Raw genomic sequence first — 16,341 nt, 5'->3', positions numbered from 1 at the left:
GTACTTCCTAGCACGGACGTACATAGTCCGTTCGAGCAAGGAGACATCCATGTCCGACTACCGCCTTCAGGTCGAGCGACTGCGCTCGGCAGCGGCGGCTCAGGGCGACCACAGCAGCTACGCCATCTCCAAGCGCACCGGCGTTGCCCAGTCCACGCTCTCCCGCCTCCGTCGCGGTATCGCCCAGCCGGCCACCGCAACTCTGCTCGTCCTGGCCGCCGCTTACGGGGTCAGCGTCGACGAACTGATCGAGCGCGAAAACGACGACGCCCCGGGGGTCGAGCCCGGGGCGCCTGTCGAGCCAGTCAGCACATCCACCAGCCAGTAGAAGTGAGCAAGCTCATGGCCGCAACGGTACAGCCCGCGACGTCAACGGCGACGTCTGCACTCCAGGACCAGTGCATCTCCACTGTCCTCAACGTCGAGACGATGACGGACCTCGACACCGGCCAGCAGGATCTGCTGCTCAGCACGGACGCCAACCACGGTGACCTTCAGGTGGCCACCGCGGACGACGTGCTTAAGGCGGCGGACGCTGCCCGCGCCCAGATCAGCCGCAGCACCAGGCTCGCCCTCGCCTACGAGGCCGCCACCCAGCCGGCGCCCACCGCGAAGCCCGCCTGGACGATCGCCGACCAGGACACCGGCCTGCCCCTCAACGTCACCTGTATGGCCGGATGCAACACGGCCCACTGGGAGCGGAACCGGGGCGTCGACCGCGCCGACGAAATCAACTGCACCCAGTACGACCGGGCCAACACCGTCTACCTGCCGGTCAGCTGCGGCAGCAACGACGGCGAGGACTGGAACTTCCTCAGCGTGGAGATCACGTCCAGGCCGGTCCACCCGGATCCGGCTAAGCGGATCCCCGCCGCGGACGTCGAGGTCACCGAGGACCACTACATCACCGATCTCGACCCCGACGGCCTCGCCGTCGTCATCGACAAGATCGAGCAGCGCGTCGCCGCTATGCGCGTCCGGCACGCCGAACTCGTCCGCGCCCGCAACGAGTACCTCGGGCGGCAGGCGTGACGACGCCGGACAGCACGCCGGCAGCCGGGGGTGTAGCTACGCCCCCGGCCCGCCCGGTCCGCTTCGAGGACCCGGCCCGGAACGCCGCCTACTGGGAGCGCGTCGAGCGCAACGCGGCCGCGGCGCCGCCGCTCACCGTCGAACAGATCGCCACCCTGCGAGGGATCTTCGCGCCCGCCTCCCGCGCCGCGACCCGGGAGGCGGCGTGAAGCGCCGTCCCGCCTGCGACCTGCCGCTGCACCCGCACGGCCTGACCCGCGCCCGGCTGTTCCCGTGCGGGTGGCGCTGCGGCAAGCACACCCCCAACGCCCTGAAGGGCCTGCCCGAGGTCCCCGCCGGTCCCGGCTGGCCCATCCACCACAAGGAGGCGCCGTGAACGAGCGCAGCGTCGGCCAGTGGCCTGTCGACCGGCCGGCCGGCCTCGGCGGCGACGCCGACGACCAGTACGTGCAGCGTGCCTCCGAGCGCGCCCTGCACGAGATGGTCTTCGACTCCATCCGGTACGACCTCGAGCAGCAGCCCAGCCCGCTGACCGTGATCACCGCCGCACGGACGTGGTGCAACCGCATCACCGCCGCCGCCGACGAGATCGCCCAGGCCAAGCGCAAGGCCGCATGACCGCGGGCGGGCGCCGACACTCCCCCGGCGCGCCCGCCCGCACCACGAACCACCTGATCCAGCTCGTAGAAGAGAGCAGTTCGTGACCGACGCAATCGCCTACAACAGGCTCGCTGACCTCATCAGCAGCCGTGGCGAGCCCGCGCGCTACCAGGGCGGCGTGCTCCGTACCCGCGGTATCTGCCACGACGGTGACGCCCCCGACACAGTCGCCATCAAGCGCACCGCCGAGGGCGTCGCCGTCTACTGCCACAAGTGCCTGGGCAACGAGGACTTCCTGACCGAGATCGGCTGGACTCTCGCCGACCTCTTCGACAGGCCCCTCGAGCGCAATGACGACCGGCCGGCCGACGACACCTGGATCCCGTGCCAGCGCCACGGCCACAAGCGGGTCGCCCAGTACATCTACCGCGACGCCAACGGCCGTACCGTCCACGGCGTCACCCGGTGCGACGCCAAGGACTTCGCGCAGTGGCGACCCGATCCGACCACCAAGTCCGGGCGCCGCTGGTCCCTCAACGACGAGCACGGCAACCGGCTCGTGCCGCTGGTTCCGTACCGACTGCCCGAGCTGCTCGCCGCAAAGGAAGCCGACCGCGTGATCTGGATCGCCGAGGGCGAGAAGGACGTCCACGCTCTCGTCGACCACGGCCTGGTCGCCACCTGCAACGCGGGCGGCAGCGGCAAGTGGACCGCCGAGCACGCCCAGTACCTCGAAGGCGCCGACGTCACCATCGTCGCCGACCGCGACGCCAAGGGGCGCGAGCACGCCACCGCCGTCGTCGAGTCGCTGCGCAACCTGGCGCACTCCGTGTACGTCGTCCAGGCCCGTACCGGCAAGGACGCCGCCGACCACTTCGCCGCCGGCCACACCGACTCCGAGTTCAACCAGGTATGGGCGCCGGTCCCGTGCCCTGGCGATCCGGCGGTGACCCAGTGAACGCAGGACCTCAGTGGGCGGACGACGTGGCCCCGGGTGGGGATTCCGTCATTTCTGTCAGGCACCTCCCGGGGGGATGGGATGAGCCCATTTCCATTGACCGCCCCAAGCTCACCCCGTTCCCCACCCATCTCCTGGGCCCCGAGTTGAGCGCTGTCGTCGACGCTGTCACCGACCAGGTGCAGGTCGCGCCCGACATCCCGGCCATGATCTCGCTCGCCGCCATTTCGACGGCTGTCGGCGGGCGTGCGCAGATCAAGATCCGGCCCGGCTGGTCGGAGGCATCCTCCGTCTGGACAGCAACCGTGGCGGGGGCGGGCGAACGGAAGAGCGCCGCCGAAGGTCCGTTCAGCGACGCGCTCCGGCAGATCGAGAAGCACCTCCGCGAGGAGGCTGTGCCGGAGATCGAGGAGGCCGAGCAGGCCCTGAAGGTCGCGCAAGCCCGCCTCGACGACGCCGAGAAGGCCGCGATCAAGGCTAAGCCGGACACGTTCAAGCTGAAGATGGACGAGGCGAAGCTCGCCCGGCGGACGCTCGCCGACCTGGGGCCCGTTCCCTCCCTGCCGCGGCTGCTGTTCGGTGACATCACACCGGCAGCGATGCCGCAGAAGGCGTCCCAGCAGGACGGTCGCATGGCCGTCATCCACTCGGAAGGCACCCTGCTGAAGCAGATGGGCGGCCTCTACAACAGCGGTGCCTCCGACACCGGATTCGCTCTCGACGCCTACGACGGCAAGGCCATGCCCGTCGACCGCATCGGCCGTGACTCCATCGAGATGGAGAGCGCCCACCTGGCGGTCGGCCTGCTCATCCAGCCCGTGATCCTCGAGCAGTTGGGGCGCAAGAAGGACGACGAGATGCTGCACAACGGATTCGTGCAGCGCTTCCTGTACAGCTTCCCGCCGTCCCGACTGGGCTACCAAGACCCCCGCGCATCCGTCGCCATCCCCGAGGAGTTGCTGACGGACCTCGAGCAGCGGCTACAGGCGCTCGTCAACACGCTGTGGAAGAGCCCGCTGGTGCGCGTGGTCACCTTCACCGAAGAGGCCAGCGAAGCCATGTACGTCTTCCAGGAGAGCCTCCAGGAGCGGCTGCGGCGCGGCGGCGACCTCCACCAGATGGCTTCCTGGGCCAGCAAGCTCCCCGGGAAGATCGCGCGGGTCGCCGGCCTGCTCGCCCTGTACGCCGACGTTCAGGCCAGGCACGTCACCGTCGAGCAGTTCGAGGCGGCCAAGGCGCTCGCCCCGTACTTCGTTCAGCACGCCCGTCTCTGCCTCGATCTGATGGGCGCGAACCGGGAGGGGCAGCTCACCCCGGCGCGGGACGTCCTGGAGTGGCTGCGGCGGCGCAAGCCGGACCAGATCACCCAGCCGTTCAGCGTTCGGGATGCCCAGCGCGGCGTCGACGGCAACGCCTGGGGCCCGGATGGCGTGACCGCTGAAACCGTTCAGGACGCGATCCGCGTGCTGATTGACCGCGGTTGGGCTCTACCTGTCCCCGAGGAGCCCCGTGCAGAGGGACAGCGAGGGCGACGCCCCTCGCCCAAATTCCTCCCACACCCCCTCATCTGGGACAAGTCATGGCGAAAAGAAGAAGAAGAAGGTTCAGATACACACCTAAGGAGTGCCTGACAGAAATGACAGAAAGCCAGGCACCCCGCCCAGGCGGCACCCGTGAACGTCGATGACGTCGTGGCGGAGAAGATCGCCGCCGCCCGCCGCCGGATCGAAGCCGCCAAGGCCCGCCGCGCCGCCCTCAACGCCGCCCGACAGCGAGGCCTCGCCCACCGCCACGCCGCCAAGCTCCGCCGCCAAGCTTCCGTCGGCCCGACCGACGGAACTGTGGGGGACACCCTGTCCCCCACAAACGACACCACCGAGGAGACCCCGTGATCACAGAGACCGTCATCGCCCTGGGCGACGACCGCGACACCACGTACACCGTGCAGACCACCGGCATCGACGTCGGCGCGTGCACCGCCGAACACGGCGCCTGCGGCAAGCGCGGCGTCCTCTCCGTCCGCAACGGCATCTCGCAGCAGCGGCCCGCCGAATCCAGCGCCGTCGTGATCACCCTGTGCGCCGACCACCAGGACGCCGCGCCCCGCATGCACGCCGCCTGGGTGGCCGACGCCCGCAAGCTCCAGGATCCCGCCAGGCGCGCCGAGTTCCTCGCCAGCGCCGGCGTCACCCGCTGACCCGCACGCGTAAGGAGCCCTCATGCAGCACGACGCCATCCTCGTCACCGAGGACCGCGACATCGTCCTCCTCAACCTGCCCGCCACCCCTGAGAACTTCGCCGAATACGCAGCCGCGGTCCTCCGCTGCTCCGACATCGAGGCCTTCGACCTCACCACCGGCGTCGTCCTCTGGCTCGACGAGGACGGCCGCGACCGGTGGGGCTACAACGCCATCGTCGACAACCTCGTCAACCGGTACGGCCACACCAACAGCCTGCACGGCCCCGTCCTGATCACCGGATACGGGAGCCACGTCAACCCCCTCACGCCCTGGGACGCCGACCGCATCCTCCGGGAACTGAGCGACATCACCGGCTGACCCGCACGACAGCGGCCGGCCCGCGGGAACCGGGCCGGCCACCCGCCCAGCATCTCAGCCGTGACCGTAACGGTCACGGCTCGACCCCGAAGGAGTTCGCCATGGCAGGCGAGACCGTGATCACCGTCGTCGGCAATCTGGTCGACGACCCCGAGCTGCGCTTCACCCCGTCCGGTGCGGCCGTCGCGAAGTTCCGCATTGCGTCCACCCCGCGCACCTTCAACAAGACGACGAACGCTTGGGAGGACGGGGAGGCCCTGTTCCTCACCTGCTCGGTGTGGAGGCAGGCCGCCGAGCACGTCGCCGAGTCCCTCCAGCGCGGCCACCGCGTCATCGTCCAGGGCCGGCTGAAGCAGCGCAGCTACGAGGACCGCGAGCAGGTCAAGCGCACCGTCTACGAGCTGGACGTCGACGAGGTCGGCCCGTCCCTCACCTTCGCCACCGCCAAGGTCACCAAGGCCAGCGGCGGCGGCAGCCGTGGGGGAACGCCCACGGATGACGGCTGGGCCGGCGCGAAGCCCGCCAACGGCCAGCAGCAGGGCAGCGGCTGGGGCAGCACCCCGCCCGCGCAGGGCGCCCCGGCCACCGACGAACCCCCCTTCTGATCAAGGAGTCACCGTGACACCGAACGAGATCCAGATCCTGATCGTCGGCGTCGTCCTGGGCGGGACGGCCGCGAACACCGTCCAGGCGTGGCTGGCCGGCCGGGAGGCGCACCGCGGCGCCACCGAGGCCGAGGCCGCGCTGAAGCGCGCGGTCGGCGACCGCTACCTGAACAGCTTCCGCCAGTACCAGATCGACCAGCTGTGTGAGGCTCGGTCGTGACCGCCGACGACGAGAAAGGGTCCGGTCTGGTCCGGACCCCTGGCGCCGCGCAGGTGCTCGCCGCAGCCGTGGCCGAGCTGCGGTCGGTGCCGCCCGGCGATCCCGTGGCGGTGGCCGGTGGCGCCATCCCGGCCAGGGTCGCCGAGCCGCTCGCCGCCTGGCTGGAGACCGCCCACGACTACGTCGCGCGGTCCCACCCGGACCTGGCGCTGGCGTCCCCGTTCCGGCGGGGCGCCGTCGACCTGGCCCACGCCCTGCTCCGGACCCGCCATCACCCCCTGGACGTGTACGCGTCGGCCGAGGCCGGCATGCCCGCGACCTGTGCCGTATGCGGGCCGATGCGGTGGCCCTGCCCGCCCGTCAACACCAGCTACGAGGAGACGCCTTGACCGCATGCGAGCTGTGCGGCGCCGACGCGGGCGGCCGGTACCTGTGCGAGCGGCACATCGTCCGCCTGACCGCGCAGCTGGCCGACCTGCCGACCCTGTACGACGAGGTCGCCGAGTGCCTGGTGCCCCGCCGGTCCGGGCCCGCCGAGTTCGTCACGGCGAGCACGGCCGGCCCCCGGTCACCGCTCGACGAGTCCGTCCTCGACGAGGTGAACACCGCGCGGGCCGCCGAGGTGATCCACCTGTGGCGTACCGACGTGCAGCGCGTCCGCTGGCCTCACCACGGCGGGCCGCCGCCGGCCGACCTCGCCCCGGACTGCCGCTGGCTCGCGATGGAGCTGGAGTGGATCGCCGAGCACTACCCGGCAGCCGGCGAGTTGGCGCGGGAGGTGCGGGAGCTGGAGCTGGCCGCTCGCTCGATCGTCGGCGACCCGGCGCCGCGCGCGCAGCGGCTGGGGACGTGCGTTGCCGCGGACACGGACGGCGTGGTGTGCGGCGCGGTCATCTCCCGGCTACCAGGCCAGGCCAGGGTGAAGTGCCGGTGGTGCGGTTACGCCTACGAGACCGAGCGGGACTGGCTGATGCTCCTGCACTTCCAGCCGGAGGAAGCAGCGTGAAGAGCTTGCATCTAACCCCGGGTTGGATTAGCGTAGCGGTGATGGAACCGAGACCCTGGCGGGAACGGATCCACGACGAGGACGCGCTGTTGCAGCAGCTCACCGGCCTCGTCACCGAAGCCGCCGACCGCCGCGCCGAGGCCCTACTCGAAGGAGTAGCCGACCTCGGCACCATCGCCGACGTCGCCCGCGACCTCGGCCTCAGCTGGAACGCCGTCGACAAGGCGATCAAGAAGTACGAGCGCCGGAAGACTGGCGGCACCACAACCGAATAGACAGCGAGGACCGGGCAGCAGCTCGGGGGTTGCAGCCCCCGGCGCGCGCGCCACCCGGCCCTCTACCGAACATCCTGATCAGAGCAGGAGTCGGCATGACCGATATTGCCATGCCCGCGGTCCGCCGCGGCACCACCCCGACCCGCCGGCTCATCGCCGCGGGCATCATCCGCCGGAACCCGGGCCGCACCCTCACCGTGCGCGTCACCGCGGCCGGAGTCACCGGCACCATCGCCAAGACCGGCGGTGCCCGATGAGCGCAGTCCCGCCCGTCTTCGGGCCCACCGAGATCGTCGGCGACGACCAGGCCGACAACCTCGCCATCGTCCAGATCGCCCTCCCGCTGTCCCGTGAGCAGCTGCGCACCGCCCTCGCCATCGGCCACGCCCAGATGGGCGGCGAACCCCCGCTCGCCGACATGGACGTCCTCGACGTCCGCCGCGAGATCGAGGGCTACCTCGGCGCAGCCTCCGTCATCGACCTGCACCGGGAAGCCTCCGTCGTCGCCGAGCGGATCACCCCCGAGCACGCGGCCGAACTCGACGCCGCGATCGACCGCGCCTACACCCGGCGCCCGGCCGCCCCGCGCACCCCGCAGGACCCCCGGTACAGCCAGGGATCCGTCACCCTCCAGACCCTCGACCAGGGCGAGGTCACCGTGCCCGAACCCGCCTGGTGCGTCGGCCACGACGACGAGCTGGTCGGCTACCTCGCCGACCTCACCCACAACGGGCCCTCCACCACCGCCGGCGCCGTCACCGCCCGGTACGGCCGCATCCCCGTCCTCGAAGCCAACATCACCCACGCACCGCACGCCGACAAGCAGCGGGAGCAGGCGCCGCTGCTGTCCATCCGCGTCGACGTCGACGCCAACGTCGCCCCCGAGGACGCCCGGCACATCGCCCAGGCCCTCCGCGTCGCCGCCGTCCGCCTCGACCGGGCCATCACCGGCCTCGACCACCTGCGAGGTGAGCAGCGATGACCACCGCCTACGACCCGCTGCACGACCCGGCCAAGACGCCCGTGGTCTTCGCCAGCCTCGACGTAGAACTCGCCGTCACCCGGCAGATCCTCGATGAGACCGCCAGCCTGAACATCCACGACGACCACGACATGCGGACCGCGGCGTTCGCCCTCAACTGCCGCCTGCGCGTCCTGCTCGCCACGATCGAGGCAGAGCGGGGTGAGCAGCGATGAGGAAGCTCACCGGGTGGCAGATCGCCGTCCTGGTCGTCGCCGCCGTCCTCATGGTCGCCGTCGGCGCCGCCGGCGGCTGGGGCACCTACACCAACGCCGTCACCGAGTTCCACCGGCAGGCCACGGCCGCGGGCGTCGTCGCCGCCGGCGAGGGCCTCACCCTGATCCTGGCCCTGGTCATGCTGCTGCGGACCATGCTCGGCCAGTCCTCCCCGGGTGTCGTCCGGCTCGGTATGTGGCTCGCCCCCGTCTCCGCCGCGTGCATCGGCGTCACGATCGCCGAGACGGCCCGGGAGGCCGCGGTGTACGCGGTCACCCCGCTGGCCATGTCCGGCGCCGCCGAGGGCCTGGGCTTCGTCGCCCGGTCGGTGGTCGTCTTCACCACCGGCGTGGACGCCGAGACCCAGCGCCGCAACGCCGACGTCGCCCGCCAGATCGCCCACCACCGGGCCGTCGCCAACGGGCACCCCGACGCGCGGAAGCAGAAATCGGCGGTGCGTCGCTACTGGCGGCTGGCCCGGCACGTCGGCGTCGGTGACGCCGAGCTGGGCGCCGGTCTCGTCGAGGTGCAACGCCACCGTGTGAAGGACGGAGCCGATGCGGCCCTCGCATCCATGTACGACGCCCCGGTGGTTGAGAGGTCCCAGAAGGACCCCGCAACGCCCCGGCCGGTGTCCGCGACCGAGGCCCTGCGCGCCCACTTCGCCGGCATGGACCCGGATGATGCGATCCGCCTCGCGCATGATGCGCGGCCTGATGCGGCCCCCGCCGAACTCGCCCACCTCCTCGGCACCTACGACATCCACGTCGACGCCGTAGCCGTCGCCCTGGTCCTCGGCCGCAAGCCCGCCGAGTACGAAGTCGAACGCGATGATGCGGATGATGCGCAGCAGGTCAACGCCCTGCCGCGCGGCGCGAAGACCGCAGCTATCCGGGAGGCCGCATCATCCCTCGGCGATGATGCGCGCGCCTCCGACATCGTCCGCGCGGTCGCCGACCGGCACCGGATCTCAGTCGACGAGGCCTACGTCCGCACCGTCCTCTCGCGCAAGCCGAAGGCCAAGCGGGACCCCGGGAACGGGGGCTACGCGTGATGATGCGCATCATCTTCGGCGCCCTCCTCGGCCTCCTCGTCGCCTTCCCGGCCCTGGGCGCGATCCTCCTCGCCATCGCCGGCACCGCCGCCGTGGCCGCCGCCTCCTACCCGCCGCTGCTCGCCGCCGCCCTGGGCGTCTGGGCCTGGCCCCGCATCTCCCGCACCGTCCGGGGGTGGACGTCGTGAGTGACGCCCTGGAGAAGGCGGAAGCCGCCGCCCGCGAGGCCGCGCAGAACAGTGTCGACGTCGCGCAGATCGTCGCTGCCGTCCTCGCCACCCAGCAGGCCGCCCAGCCGCAGCCGGTCACCCCGGCCCCGGCCGTCCGGTCCGAGTTCGACGCCAAGAAGTGGCTGACGATCGGGTTCCTCGGCATCGCCGGGGGCCTGGTCGCCGCCCTGTTCGCCGTCGCCGTCGCTATCGGCGCCGTGTCCGTCGCGATCCTCGCCCTGGTCCTCCGGTCCATGTGGCGCGACTACCAGAAGGGCAAGTGACCATGGCCGACGACATCAAGTCCAGCGACCTCACGTTCGGCGAGAAGGCTCGCATCGGAACGCTGATCGCCCGCATGGCCAAGCGTGGCATGGCAGGCCCCAACGTCGACATCAGTGACCTCAAGAGGCGCGTCGAGCGCATCGAGCGTCAGGCCGCCAAGCGCAAGAACGGCAAGTAGCTCAACCCCGGGGCGGCGTCCTACCGCCAAGCAGCCGCCGCCCCGGGCCCCGGACCGCCCAACAGAACGACCGGAGAGCATCATCATGACGGAAACCCTCACCCCGCCCGTAGTCAACGGCCACGCCAACCCGCAGGTGAGCCTGCTCAAGTTCGCCCCCGAGCCCCCCGGCGACGACAACCACGAGGGCGAGGCCGTCGACCGGCCGGACAACCCCCTCGCCGACTGGCTCACCGTCCCCGACGTGCCGATCCTCCCCACCTGGGCGCGGTCCGCCGCCAGCCTCAAGGCCAACACCGCCGCCCTCGGCCGGCTCTGCCTGTGGCACGCCCGCTACCACCTGCTGCGGGCACCCAAGTACGCCCTCCGTACCGCGTGGCTGGCCACCAAGGGCCTGTGGCGTGCTGTGCGCGGCCTGTGGCCCACCCTCACCGCCCACGACCAGACCGCCCCCGTAAAAGCCCTGCGCGCGCAGGTCAAGGCCAAGCCCGAAGACGTCGAGACCGCCGCCCGCTACGCCCTCGCCCACCGGCAGCGCACCATCACCCGCCGCTGGAGGTGGGGCGCCGCCGCAACCGCCGTCGCCGCAACCGCCGTCGGCTGGTACCTCGCCCCGCTGCCCGTCCAGGCCGGCATGGTCGCCGCCGCCGCGCTCCCCCTCGCCTACCTCGGCCGCGGCGACGACGTGCAGCTCCTCGACAACCCCACACCGCCCCTGCGCATCGACATGTCCGCGCAGCAGCTCAACGACGCCCTGCGCGCCGCCGGCCTGCTCAAGCAGGGCAAGGGCGACGACGAAGGCCCCCGCATCACCTGCGTCATGGGGCCCGTCCGCGACGGCAACGGCTGGGCCGTCATCTTCGACCTGCCCAAGGGCGGCGGGAAGACCGCCGCCGACGTCCTCGCCAAGCGAACCGCCATCGCCGCCGAACTCGGCGTCGACGAAATCCAGGTCATCGCCGCCCGCGTCCGCGCGGCCGCCGGCGGCAACGCCGGACGCGTCTCCATGTGGGTCGCCGACGATGACCCCTACCTCGGCGACCCGAACCCGTCGCCGCTGGTCAAGGCCGAGAAGTTCTCCGTGTGGGAACCGATCCCCTTCGGGCAGGACGCCCGCGGCAACCGCATCACCGTGCCGATCATGTGGCAGTCCCTGTTCTTCGGCGGCCTCCCCCGCCGCGGAAAGACGTTCACCCAGCGCCTCATGACCGCCGCCGGCCTCCTCGACCCCTACGTCCGGCACTACGTCGCCGACGGCAAGGGCGGCGCCGACTGGATGCCCATGAAGGCCGTCGCCCACCGCCTCGTCATGGGCGCCGAGGACGACGCCGTGGAAGCCCTCAAGGCCATGCTCAAGGAGCTGCTCGCCGAGATGGAACGCCGGTTCGTGCTGCTGCGCGGCCTGCCCGTCTCCGTCTGCCCCGAGGGCAAGCTCACCCCGGCCATCGTCGAGAAGTACAACCTGCCCGTCATCTTCGTCACGATCGACGAACTCCAGGAGTACTTCACCGCGATGGAGCGCGACGACCGCGAGCAGGTCATCAACGACCTGTGCCGCATCGCCCGCCGCGGCCCGGCCGCCGGGTTCATCTCCAACTTCGCCTCCCAGCGACCCGACGCCGACTCCGTGCCCACCAAGCTCCGGGAGATCATCACCCTGCGGTACTGCACGCAGGTCGTCGACCAGACCAGCTCGGACATGGTCCTCGGCAAGGGCAAGGCCGCGCAGGGTGCCGACGCCTCCGTCCTCTCCGAAGACCACCGGGGCACCGGCGTGCTGGTCACCGGGCCCGCCAGCTTCGTCACCGTCCGCGCCGACTTCCTGCCCGGCCCCGGCTTCGCCGAGCTGTGCCAGCGCGGCCGTGCCCTGCGCATCACCCACAAGCAGCTCACCGGCGACGCGGTCGGCGACGTCACCGCCGCCGCCGACCAGGCGGGCCTGTCCATCGCCCCTGTCCTGTCCGACTGCCTCGACGTCATGCGGCACACCGACCGCATGCATACCGCCGACCTCCTCGATCGCCTCGTCAACGTCGACGAGGACCGGTACGGAGACTGGGACGCCGAGCAGCTGGCCGCCGAGCTGGAAGCCGCGGGCGTCGACCGCACCACCAAGCAGGTCAAAGTCGGCGGCATCAACCGGGCCGGCTACCGCAGGGCCGACCTTGAGGCCGCGGTGCCCGCCGAACTGCTCCTCGCGGCACGGCGGGTAGAGGGGGAGCCCACTACGCCCCCCGCTACGGAGACCCCTTCCGGAGACTCTCCGGACAGCGCCTGATGTAGAGGGGCCCCGCTACCCCGGTAGTGGGGCCCGTAGAGGCCAGCGACCTGCACGGTAGTGCCCGTAGAGGGGTGAAGGATCACCCCCTGATCCACAGCCTCAGGGGGCATCATGGAGGGCATGGAGTCGCAGAACATCCGCCCCGGCTACGTCACCGCCCACCAAGCCGCCAGGCTCCTCGACAGCAGCCTCGGAGGCGTGCGCAACCTCGTCTACCGAGGCCGCCTCACCCGCGCCGGCGGCACCGAACGACAGCCCTGGTACCGCCTCGAAGACGTCACCGCCATCCTCCTCGAACGCCGCACACGCAGCGCTGCTTGACCGCAGGTCAGAAGCTGTGTGACGATCCGGGTGTACAACTGTGCCCCGAAACAGGCACCAAAGGCAGCCCCGGCTTCTGAGCCGGAGGCACGGAGGTCCGACGCCACAGCCGCGACCGGCATCGGCCAAGCTTCGCCCCGGTACTCAAACGCTCGTCGCGGAGCGGCCGGGGCTCTTCAATCTCACGACGAAGCCCCGACCGCATGGGTTCCCGGTCGGGGCTTCGTCGTGTCACAGCCACATCACTGCACCTTCACGGCGCCTCCACATGCTCGATGATGGCCCCGCCAGCATCAGCCATCCCTGGGGGACCCATGCACGCCCGCGCCACAACCGCCGCAGCCCTCGCCGCCCTCGCCCTCGCGCTCACCGCGTGCAGCAGCAACAGCGACGACACCAGCGCACCTCCGGCCCCGTCAAAGAGCCCGGCCGCCGCGACCACCAACGCCCCGGCCGCCGGCAACTACGAGACCGCGCAGGACATCGCCGACGCACTCGCAGGCGCAGGCTTCACCGTCACCAAGCTCCGGGAAGAAACCGACCCCAGCTACATCAGCAAGGTCGGCGGCACCGCCTACAAGTTCACCGTCACCGACCAGAGCAAGCCGGCCGGGCAGGCGGGCATCAACATGTTCCCCAACCCGCAGGCCTTGGACGGATGGGTCGTCCTGTCCAAGCAGTTCGGCGGCGTCGCAGTCACCCGAGACGCGTGGGCGATCACCCTGCCGACGCGCGACGAGGCCGCTCTCGCCGACAGCAAGCGCATGGCACCGAAGATCGCCGAAGCGCTGGATGGCACCGTGCAGCAGTAGCCGCCACGAACACCCGAGGCCCTGCCCGCCGGCGGGGCCTCCGTCATGCCCAGACCTGGAGGCAACCATGGGCGAGACCTGGCCCACGCTCCTGATCGCCTTCATCCCCGTCGGCCTGGCCGCCCTCTTCGCCTACGGCTGGAACGCCATCGAGGACGCCCTCAAGCAGCGCCGCAAGGACTGACCGTGGCCACCGACCGCAGCGAGCTGGTCTCCTACGAGTTCCGCAAGCTCCGCGCCCAAGTCCTCGCCGAGTCCGACGTGTGCATCGTCTGCGGCCACGGCCACGCCACCGCCGTCGACCACATCCAGCCCGTCAGCAAGGGCGGCGCCCGCAAGGACCCCGACAACCTCGCCCCGATCCACGGCAACCGCGGCTGTCCCGTCTGCCTCCGCAAGTGCAACAACGAGAAGGGCGACAAACCCCTCGCCGCCGTCACCCAACTGGTCACCTCGGTCGACTGGTTCGCTGGACCGTAGGAGGAACGCCTTGACCGCCCACATCCAACAGCCTTGGGCCCCCGACCATCACCTGTATCTCCTCGCCCGCACCGAATCGCGCCCCGCACCCACCGGCACGAACGGCGAACAGTGGATGGAGTACCGGCACACCGGCAAGGTCACCATCGTCTGTGCCTGCGGCTACAACACCGGCCTGGTGGACGCCCCCACCGGCCTCGACTACGAGGCCCTCGCCGCCGAGCACGCATCGACCATGGGCCCCTTCACCCGGCTCGGACGAACCGGCTGAACGCCGCATCGGCGCAGGTCAGAGTGGTGATCGAAGCTGATCCGATCTGAGATCGTCCAAGATTTTTTGAGATCGGACATATCGCAACCCCGCGCCCCCCTGTCATTTTTCTCTCCCCGGGCTGATTACGCCGGATGATCATGGAAGGGGGTGGCGCCGTGGGCACCGTCGAGGACGCCGTGCGCAGCGACGTCGAGCAGCTCGGCGACCTGGTCGGCGTCGAGCCGTCCCTGACGGAACTGGCCTACGCGCTGGCCGGCCGGATCGACGCCGCCCGAACCGGCGAGTGCAAGACGTGCGGCGAGCCGGTCGCCCAAGACGATCGGCTCCTTCCTCAACTGGCCCGCGAGCTACGCCAGACGCTCGCCCAGATCTTGGAGGGGCGGGCGCCGGACGATGACGACGACCTCGGAGACCTGGGCTCCCCCGACTGAGTTCGCCGAGGATCTGTACGAGCGGTACGGGCTCACGTGCCCGCCGCGCTGGGGGACGCCACGGCACCCGGACCGTCCGTCGCTCGGGCCGAAGCTGTGGAAGGTCATGGCCAAGCTCGGCGCCCCGCCGATGCCCTGGCAGAAGTACGTCAGCGACGTCGCCCTGGAGCTGGACCCGGGCACCGGCCTGTTCGCTCACCGGGAGATCGGCCTGTCCGTCTCCCGTCAGCAGGGCAAGACGGAGCTGACCCTGGGGGCGCAGGTTCACCGGGCAATGGCCTGGCCTCGGCAGAACATCGTGTACGCGGCGCAGACCCGGGGCATGGCGCGGCAGCGCTGGGAGGACGAGTTTTGGGAGAAGATCTCCAGCTCCGACCTCGCCCGGTACGCGCGGATCCGGAAGAGCAACGGCAACGAGGCCATCCTGTTCCCCGGCAAGCGCAGCCGGATGGGCATCACGGCCAACACCGAGAAGGCCGGCCACGGCCCGCCGCTCGACCTCGGGTTCATCGACGAGGCGTTCGCCCACGAAGACGACCGGCTGGAGCAGGCGTTCTCCCCGGCGATGCTGACGCGGGCCATGGCCCAGCTGTGGTGGGCATCGGCCGGCGGCACGACCAAGAGCGTGTGGCTCAACAAGAAGCGGGAGAAGGGCCGCGAACTGATCGAGGCCCTGTTCGAGGCGCTCGCCGAGGACGCCGCAGCCGCGCGGCCGCGGGCTGCGTACTTCGAGTGGTACGCCCCGGAGGACATGGACCGGGCGGACCCGGCGACGTGGCGAGCGACGCTGCCCGCGCTCGGCTACACGGTGACCGAGGAGATCATCGCGGCCGAGCTGGAGAAGATGGACCCGGCCGAGTTCGACCGGGCCTATCTGAACCGGACCAGGAAGCCGACGCCACCGACCGACCCGAACGTGCCCAAGGCGAAGTGGACGGGCCTGACCGACGCCGACAGCAAGCCGGTCGCGGACAGCGTGGCGCTGGCCATCGACGTCTCGCAGGACCGCGCCCATGCCTCCATCGCCGCGGCCTCGCTGCGGCCGGACGGCCGGGTGCACGTGGAGGTCGTGGCCCGGCGGCCGGGGACGGCGTGGGTGGTTCCTGCCGTGACCAAGCTGCACAAGCTGTGGAAGCCGGTGGCCGTCGCGGTGGCCTCGTCGGGGGCGCCGGCCGGTTCCCTCATCGACGACCTGGCGGCCGCGGGCATCGAGTCCCCGGAGGACAAGGCCAACCCGCAGCGCGGCGACCTCGCGGTGATGCGGGCTGGGGACATCACGGAGGCGTGCGGCCAGTTGGCCGACGCCATGAACCAGGGCACGCTCCGGCACCTGGACCAGGTACCGCTGACGGCCGCCGTGAACGGGGCGCGGACGAGGCGCAACGGGGATGCCTGGCAACTGGACCGGACCGCGTCGCTGGTGGACATCAGCCCGCTGTGCGCGGTGACCTTCGCGCGGTGGGCGCTGCTGATCCGCGGGCCGCACGTCATCGAGGACTACGACATCGCGGACTCGTTCGCGTGA

29 protein-coding genes are annotated in these 16,341 nt (G+C 71.0%); all 29 read left to right on the top strand.

Annotation, left to right across the window (positions count from 1 at the left end; translation table 11 throughout):
* Nucleotides 1-49: 49 nt before the first annotated feature.
* The 29 genes from OIE75_RS20400 to OIE75_RS20260 all read left to right on the top strand — a co-directional run bounded on the left by OIE75_RS20400 (nt 50) and on the right by OIE75_RS20260 (nt 16,341).
* Entirely contained in the window at nt 50-328 is a 279-nt protein-coding gene (locus tag OIE75_RS20400) for a helix-turn-helix domain-containing protein (protein ID WP_329471717.1), read from the top strand.
* Between the two features lie 14 nt (nt 329-342).
* A complete protein-coding gene (locus tag OIE75_RS20395; protein WP_329471716.1) occupies nt 343-1,032 on the top strand; it encodes a DUF6907 domain-containing protein in 690 nt (229 codons plus the stop codon).
* Nucleotides 1,029-1,241, top strand: coding sequence for a hypothetical protein (locus OIE75_RS20390; RefSeq protein WP_329471715.1), 213 nt, complete (start codon nt 1,029-1,031; stop codon nt 1,239-1,241). Before OIE75_RS20395 ends, OIE75_RS20390 begins: the two co-directional genes overlap by 4 nt.
* Nucleotides 1,238-1,408, top strand: coding sequence for a hypothetical protein (locus OIE75_RS20385; RefSeq protein ID WP_329471714.1), 171 nt, complete (start codon nt 1,238-1,240; stop codon nt 1,406-1,408). The genes OIE75_RS20390 and OIE75_RS20385 overlap by 4 nt, the downstream gene beginning before the upstream one ends.
* Entirely contained in the window at nt 1,405-1,650 is a 246-nt protein-coding gene (locus tag OIE75_RS20380) for a hypothetical protein (protein WP_329471713.1), read from the top strand. The genes OIE75_RS20385 and OIE75_RS20380 overlap by 4 nt, the downstream gene beginning before the upstream one ends.
* 82 nt (nt 1,651-1,732) lie before the next feature.
* Nucleotides 1,733-2,590 carry a toprim domain-containing protein gene (locus tag OIE75_RS20375; RefSeq protein WP_329471712.1) on the top strand — a complete coding sequence of 286 codons (858 nt, stop codon included), beginning with the start codon at nt 1,733-1,735 and terminating at the stop codon, nt 2,588-2,590.
* Entirely contained in the window at nt 2,545-4,221 is a 1,677-nt protein-coding gene (locus OIE75_RS20370) for a YfjI family protein (protein ID WP_329471711.1), read from the top strand. Before OIE75_RS20375 ends, OIE75_RS20370 begins: the two co-directional genes overlap by 46 nt.
* Nucleotides 4,222-4,263: 42 nt before the next feature.
* Nucleotides 4,264-4,482 (top strand): hypothetical protein, encoded by a 219-nt coding sequence (locus OIE75_RS20365; protein ID WP_329471710.1) that lies wholly within the window; start codon nt 4,264-4,266, stop codon nt 4,480-4,482.
* Nucleotides 4,479-4,787 (top strand): hypothetical protein, encoded by a 309-nt coding sequence (locus OIE75_RS20360; RefSeq protein ID WP_329471709.1) that lies wholly within the window; start codon nt 4,479-4,481, stop codon nt 4,785-4,787. The genes OIE75_RS20365 and OIE75_RS20360 overlap by 4 nt, the downstream gene beginning before the upstream one ends.
* A gap of 22 nt (nt 4,788-4,809) precedes the next feature.
* Complete coding sequence (locus tag OIE75_RS20355) at nt 4,810-5,148, top strand: DUF3846 domain-containing protein (protein ID WP_329471708.1); 339 nt, start codon at nt 4,810-4,812, stop codon at nt 5,146-5,148.
* A gap of 101 nt (nt 5,149-5,249) precedes the next feature.
* A complete protein-coding gene (locus OIE75_RS20350; protein ID WP_329471707.1) occupies nt 5,250-5,753 on the top strand; it encodes a single-stranded DNA-binding protein in 504 nt (167 codons plus the stop codon).
* Between the two features lie 13 nt (nt 5,754-5,766).
* The gene (locus OIE75_RS20345) at nt 5,767-5,973 is read left to right on the top strand and encodes a hypothetical protein (protein WP_329471706.1); all 207 of its coding nucleotides are present in this window, start codon (nt 5,767-5,769) and stop codon (nt 5,971-5,973) included.
* Nucleotides 5,970-6,362, top strand: a complete 393-nt coding sequence (locus OIE75_RS20340; RefSeq protein ID WP_329471705.1) for a hypothetical protein — start codon at nt 5,970-5,972, stop codon at nt 6,360-6,362. Before OIE75_RS20345 ends, OIE75_RS20340 begins: the two co-directional genes overlap by 4 nt.
* Nucleotides 6,359-6,979 carry a hypothetical protein gene (locus OIE75_RS20335; RefSeq protein ID WP_329471704.1) on the top strand — a complete coding sequence of 207 codons (621 nt, stop codon included), beginning with the start codon at nt 6,359-6,361 and terminating at the stop codon, nt 6,977-6,979. The genes OIE75_RS20340 and OIE75_RS20335 overlap by 4 nt, the downstream gene beginning before the upstream one ends.
* Before the next feature lie 41 nt (nt 6,980-7,020).
* Nucleotides 7,021-7,254 carry a hypothetical protein gene (locus OIE75_RS20330; protein ID WP_329471703.1) on the top strand — a complete coding sequence of 78 codons (234 nt, stop codon included), beginning with the start codon at nt 7,021-7,023 and terminating at the stop codon, nt 7,252-7,254.
* A gap of 95 nt (nt 7,255-7,349) precedes the next feature.
* Nucleotides 7,350-7,511: a hypothetical protein gene (locus tag OIE75_RS20325; RefSeq protein WP_329471702.1), complete on the top strand. Its 162-nt coding sequence runs from the start codon at nt 7,350-7,352 to the stop codon at nt 7,509-7,511.
* Nucleotides 7,508-8,236 carry a DUF6907 domain-containing protein gene (locus tag OIE75_RS20320; protein ID WP_329471701.1) on the top strand — a complete coding sequence of 243 codons (729 nt, stop codon included), beginning with the start codon at nt 7,508-7,510 and terminating at the stop codon, nt 8,234-8,236. Before OIE75_RS20325 ends, OIE75_RS20320 begins: the two co-directional genes overlap by 4 nt.
* Nucleotides 8,233-8,451: a hypothetical protein gene (locus OIE75_RS20315; RefSeq protein ID WP_329471700.1), complete on the top strand. Its 219-nt coding sequence runs from the start codon at nt 8,233-8,235 to the stop codon at nt 8,449-8,451. Before OIE75_RS20320 ends, OIE75_RS20315 begins: the two co-directional genes overlap by 4 nt.
* Entirely contained in the window at nt 8,448-9,545 is a 1,098-nt protein-coding gene (locus OIE75_RS20310) for a conjugal transfer protein (RefSeq protein ID WP_329471699.1), read from the top strand. The genes OIE75_RS20315 and OIE75_RS20310 overlap by 4 nt, the downstream gene beginning before the upstream one ends.
* Nucleotides 9,545-9,733 carry a hypothetical protein gene (locus tag OIE75_RS20305; protein WP_329474027.1) on the top strand — a complete coding sequence of 63 codons (189 nt, stop codon included), beginning with the start codon at nt 9,545-9,547 and terminating at the stop codon, nt 9,731-9,733. The genes OIE75_RS20310 and OIE75_RS20305 overlap by 1 nt, the downstream gene beginning before the upstream one ends.
* Nucleotides 9,730-10,038 carry a FeoB-associated Cys-rich membrane protein gene (locus tag OIE75_RS20300; protein WP_443078448.1) on the top strand — a complete coding sequence of 103 codons (309 nt, stop codon included), beginning with the start codon at nt 9,730-9,732 and terminating at the stop codon, nt 10,036-10,038. Before OIE75_RS20305 ends, OIE75_RS20300 begins: the two co-directional genes overlap by 4 nt.
* A 2-nt stretch (nt 10,039-10,040) precedes the next feature.
* Nucleotides 10,041-10,217 carry a DUF6257 family protein gene (locus tag OIE75_RS20295; RefSeq protein WP_329471697.1) on the top strand — a complete coding sequence of 59 codons (177 nt, stop codon included), beginning with the start codon at nt 10,041-10,043 and terminating at the stop codon, nt 10,215-10,217.
* A gap of 85 nt (nt 10,218-10,302) precedes the next feature.
* Nucleotides 10,303-12,495, top strand: coding sequence for an FtsK/SpoIIIE domain-containing protein (locus OIE75_RS20290; protein ID WP_329471696.1), 2,193 nt, complete (start codon nt 10,303-10,305; stop codon nt 12,493-12,495).
* 123 nt (nt 12,496-12,618) lie between these two features.
* Nucleotides 12,619-12,819 carry a hypothetical protein gene (locus OIE75_RS20285; RefSeq protein WP_329471695.1) on the top strand — a complete coding sequence of 67 codons (201 nt, stop codon included), beginning with the start codon at nt 12,619-12,621 and terminating at the stop codon, nt 12,817-12,819.
* A gap of 314 nt (nt 12,820-13,133) precedes the next feature.
* Nucleotides 13,134-13,631 (top strand): hypothetical protein, encoded by a 498-nt coding sequence (locus OIE75_RS20280; RefSeq protein WP_329471694.1) that lies wholly within the window; start codon nt 13,134-13,136, stop codon nt 13,629-13,631.
* A 186-nt stretch (nt 13,632-13,817) separates the two neighbouring features.
* The gene (locus OIE75_RS20275) at nt 13,818-14,111 is read left to right on the top strand and encodes an HNH endonuclease (RefSeq protein WP_329471693.1); all 294 of its coding nucleotides are present in this window, start codon (nt 13,818-13,820) and stop codon (nt 14,109-14,111) included.
* Nucleotides 14,112-14,121: 10 nt separating this feature from the next.
* Nucleotides 14,122-14,382, top strand: a complete 261-nt coding sequence (locus OIE75_RS20270) for a hypothetical protein (RefSeq protein ID WP_329471692.1) — start codon at nt 14,122-14,124, stop codon at nt 14,380-14,382.
* A gap of 158 nt (nt 14,383-14,540) precedes the next feature.
* The gene (locus tag OIE75_RS20265) at nt 14,541-14,816 is read left to right on the top strand and encodes a hypothetical protein (RefSeq protein WP_329471691.1); all 276 of its coding nucleotides are present in this window, start codon (nt 14,541-14,543) and stop codon (nt 14,814-14,816) included.
* Nucleotides 14,779-16,341 (top strand): terminase large subunit domain-containing protein, encoded by a 1,563-nt coding sequence (locus OIE75_RS20260; protein WP_329471690.1) that lies wholly within the window; start codon nt 14,779-14,781, stop codon nt 16,339-16,341. The genes OIE75_RS20265 and OIE75_RS20260 overlap by 38 nt, the downstream gene beginning before the upstream one ends.

This window comes from Streptomyces sp. NBC_01723 (assembly GCF_036246005.1).
GTDB lineage: Bacteria > Actinomycetota > Actinomycetes > Streptomycetales > Streptomycetaceae > Streptomyces.
This window is presented reverse-complemented; position numbering and strand designations above follow the sequence as displayed.

What these genes read in the sequence shown, in the direction of transcription:
- OIE75_RS20400 (WP_329471717.1), top strand. Translation starts at nt 50, where the DNA reads ATGTCCGACTACCGCCTTCAGGTCGAGCGACTGCGCTCGGCAGCGGCG.
- OIE75_RS20395 (WP_329471716.1), top strand. Translation starts at nt 343, where the DNA reads ATGGCCGCAACGGTACAGCCCGCGACGTCAACGGCGACGTCTGCACTC.
- OIE75_RS20370 (WP_329471711.1), top strand. Translation starts at nt 2,545, where the DNA reads ATGGGCGCCGGTCCCGTGCCCTGGCGATCCGGCGGTGACCCAGTGAAC.
- OIE75_RS20355 (WP_329471708.1), top strand. Translation starts at nt 4,810, where the DNA reads ATGCAGCACGACGCCATCCTCGTCACCGAGGACCGCGACATCGTCCTC.
- OIE75_RS20350 (WP_329471707.1), top strand. Translation starts at nt 5,250, where the DNA reads ATGGCAGGCGAGACCGTGATCACCGTCGTCGGCAATCTGGTCGACGAC.
- OIE75_RS20330 (WP_329471703.1), top strand. Translation starts at nt 7,021, where the DNA reads ATGGAACCGAGACCCTGGCGGGAACGGATCCACGACGAGGACGCGCTG.
- OIE75_RS20325 (WP_329471702.1), top strand. Translation starts at nt 7,350, where the DNA reads ATGACCGATATTGCCATGCCCGCGGTCCGCCGCGGCACCACCCCGACC.
- OIE75_RS20320 (WP_329471701.1), top strand. Translation starts at nt 7,508, where the DNA reads ATGAGCGCAGTCCCGCCCGTCTTCGGGCCCACCGAGATCGTCGGCGAC.
- OIE75_RS20315 (WP_329471700.1), top strand. Translation starts at nt 8,233, where the DNA reads ATGACCACCGCCTACGACCCGCTGCACGACCCGGCCAAGACGCCCGTG.
- OIE75_RS20310 (WP_329471699.1), top strand. Translation starts at nt 8,448, where the DNA reads ATGAGGAAGCTCACCGGGTGGCAGATCGCCGTCCTGGTCGTCGCCGCC.
- OIE75_RS20305 (WP_329474027.1), top strand. Translation starts at nt 9,545, where the DNA reads ATGATGCGCATCATCTTCGGCGCCCTCCTCGGCCTCCTCGTCGCCTTC.
- OIE75_RS20295 (WP_329471697.1), top strand. Translation starts at nt 10,041, where the DNA reads ATGGCCGACGACATCAAGTCCAGCGACCTCACGTTCGGCGAGAAGGCT.
- OIE75_RS20290 (WP_329471696.1), top strand. Translation starts at nt 10,303, where the DNA reads ATGACGGAAACCCTCACCCCGCCCGTAGTCAACGGCCACGCCAACCCG.
- OIE75_RS20285 (WP_329471695.1), top strand. Translation starts at nt 12,619, where the DNA reads ATGGAGTCGCAGAACATCCGCCCCGGCTACGTCACCGCCCACCAAGCC.
- OIE75_RS20280 (WP_329471694.1), top strand. Translation starts at nt 13,134, where the DNA reads ATGCACGCCCGCGCCACAACCGCCGCAGCCCTCGCCGCCCTCGCCCTC.
- OIE75_RS20260 (WP_329471690.1), top strand. Translation starts at nt 14,779, where the DNA reads ATGACGACGACCTCGGAGACCTGGGCTCCCCCGACTGAGTTCGCCGAG.